The sequence below is a fragment of the Microbacterium sp. MMO-56 genome (assembly GCF_037146215.1).
Classification (GTDB): domain Bacteria; phylum Actinomycetota; class Actinomycetes; order Actinomycetales; family Microbacteriaceae; genus Microbacterium.
On record NZ_JBBCVW010000039.1, the window covers coordinates 1 to 2,197 of the forward strand.

General features: G+C 59.4%; 1 protein-coding gene. It reads right to left on the bottom strand.

Annotation, left to right across the window (positions count from 1 at the left end; all coding sequences use genetic code 11):
* Positions 1–93 precede the first annotated feature (93 nt).
* Positions 94–1,605, bottom strand: a complete 1,512-nt coding sequence (locus tag WFI00_RS17665; protein ID WP_336633662.1) for a KAP family P-loop NTPase fold protein — start codon at positions 1,603–1,605, stop codon at positions 94–96.
* Positions 1,606–2,197 lie beyond the last annotated feature (592 nt).

The window sequence follows — 2,197 nt, forward strand, 5'->3', positions numbered from 1 at the left end:
CGCCCGCCGGATCGCCCGCGGCTTCACCAACTACGACAACTACCGGCTCCGCATGCTCCTGATCGCCGGCGGACTTGACCCCCTCACCCCCACCTAGAATGCGCAGAGCCCGAAAAGACTCCCGGTGTTCTGGAGGTGGATGAGCGCCTTAGTTGGCCCCGAGACGCTTCGTGTTCGACGCAGGTAGTCAATGAGTTGTTGCCCTTGAGCGGAGTTCACTTCCTCGGCCACCGGTGAGTCGCTGTCATCCACCAAGAGCCTGTCTACTGGACGGGTCGCCTTCGCGTATTCTTCAGCGACACGTCGGGTGGAGGGGTCCACGTACGGATACCTCTCCCACACATTGGCCGGAGTGGCCGAGGGTTCCGCAAGTTCCCGCACGTACTCAGAAAGCGCTGGATCGACAACGAGATCTCGGGCGAACAAGGGGAACTCAACGCGGAGGCAGACCAGTCGAGCGAGTTCATCAATCGACTCGAGAACATCCAGGTCGAGCTGCTTGCTCTCGACGCGACTCTGGGCGAGGCGGAAGGTGAGAACGAATGCGTTGAGCAAGTTCTTGACCCGGCGAGGGCTGCGCACGTGCGATGGGATCAGAATCGAGGCGACAACCGCAACGTCGATCTTTTCCCATACCCCGGGACGCCCTTCGAGCGAGGTCACCACGAAGTTGATGATGCTCTGGGGCATCAGGGGAGGAACTGAAATTTGGTACTGGAAGACCTTGTCGAGATACGCGCTACCGGCGCTGTAGTAAGGGTTGAGGGAATCGACGGGCGTGGGCTGGGACAGGCTATCGGTCAGAGCACGCTCGAGAACCTGCTGGTCGGCTGCAACCACGAACACGCACTTGTCCACACCTAGAAAGGTGCGAACTGCGTTGAGTGTCTCGACCACTTCATCAGATGAGCAGCGGTCGAGCTCATCGACGAAAATGACCACGCGGTTCGCACCCGACTTTTGCACCAGCTCGGTCAGAAGCGATTCGAACTCCTCATCGCTCTCCGCTCGCTCGACTCGCTTCTCGGAGGTGAATGTCTTACCTACTAGGGCAATGACTGCCGTGAGCAGAGATGCTGGGACCAATGATGCTGGCAGCGTAGCGGTACCGATCCTCAGTAGTTCAGCGAACACATCGTTACCCTGCACCCAGGCGACAATCGAGATCCCAATCGACGTAACAAGGACAGCCACGAGTACGACCAGCGCGAAGATTCCGACGAGGGAGAAGAGCTTTCTCATCGGCACGGCGAAGTCGGTGGTCGTTCGCCCTCGATACAGGTCGTCGTGGAAGCGAGCGTCCTTCACGCCGAGGGCATTGGCCACAACCGACACAAAATTACGGCGGAGCGGGTTCTCGGCGTACTTAAAGGCGTCGAACCTGGCGAACCTAACTCCGTTCCTCGTCTTCAGCTTGGAAGCGAGCAAGTTGCCGATGCCGCTCTTTCCCGATCCCCAAGGGCCATAGAGGGCGACATTGGACGGAGTCGGTACTGAGCAAACCAGCTCCGCGAGTTGCTGCGCCACTTCGTCGTGTCCTAGACGATCTTCTTCGAGTCCAGCGACCTCCTTATCGTCAATGAGCTCCTTCGCTCGCAGACTCATTCTGTATCTCCCCATTCGCTGACAGGCAATGCTCGTTGCCGCAAACCTCAACGCGAGCCGACAGTCGGCTCGACCATGACCGAAGCGTATCGGAAACCACGAGGCTCCCTCCCGCACGGCAAGGTCTGTGCTGTCATTCGGGCCGCGGAGCATGTCCGCAGCCATGGATCTGGTTGCGGACCGGGTTACTGAGTCGTATGGTGTCTCACCACGGCAGGAAAGAAGCTTCTGCGGGCGCCGGCCCGAAGTGTCCGGATAAAACGAAGCGGCTCCGAGATATCGCCAATCACGTTCCCATCGACCCATTGGCAGAGCGTGGCACGGATGACCTCAAACACGTCGGCGGGAGTAGCCAGGCGGGTCGCTGTGTCCTCATCGTTCGGGGCTTAAGTCGGAGCAACCAAACTCGACGGGTCTGGCAATAAGATCGCTGACCACCTTGTCGAGAATCCGCTCACGGCTAACAACGCTCTCGTTGAGATTGGGCTGACCCCGTTCGGTAGGTCCGGTGGTTGTGTGAGTCGTCCTGTTGCCCGGGGGTCCGGGCAGGGAGACTGGTCAGATCATGACGAACAGCAGGAAGCGTCACACT

Excerpts from the sequence above, each read along its gene's own strand:
- WFI00_RS17665 (WP_336633662.1), bottom strand. The coding sequence starts at position 1,605 with ATGAGTCTGCGAGCGAAGGAGCTCATTGACGATAAGGAGGTCGCTGGA.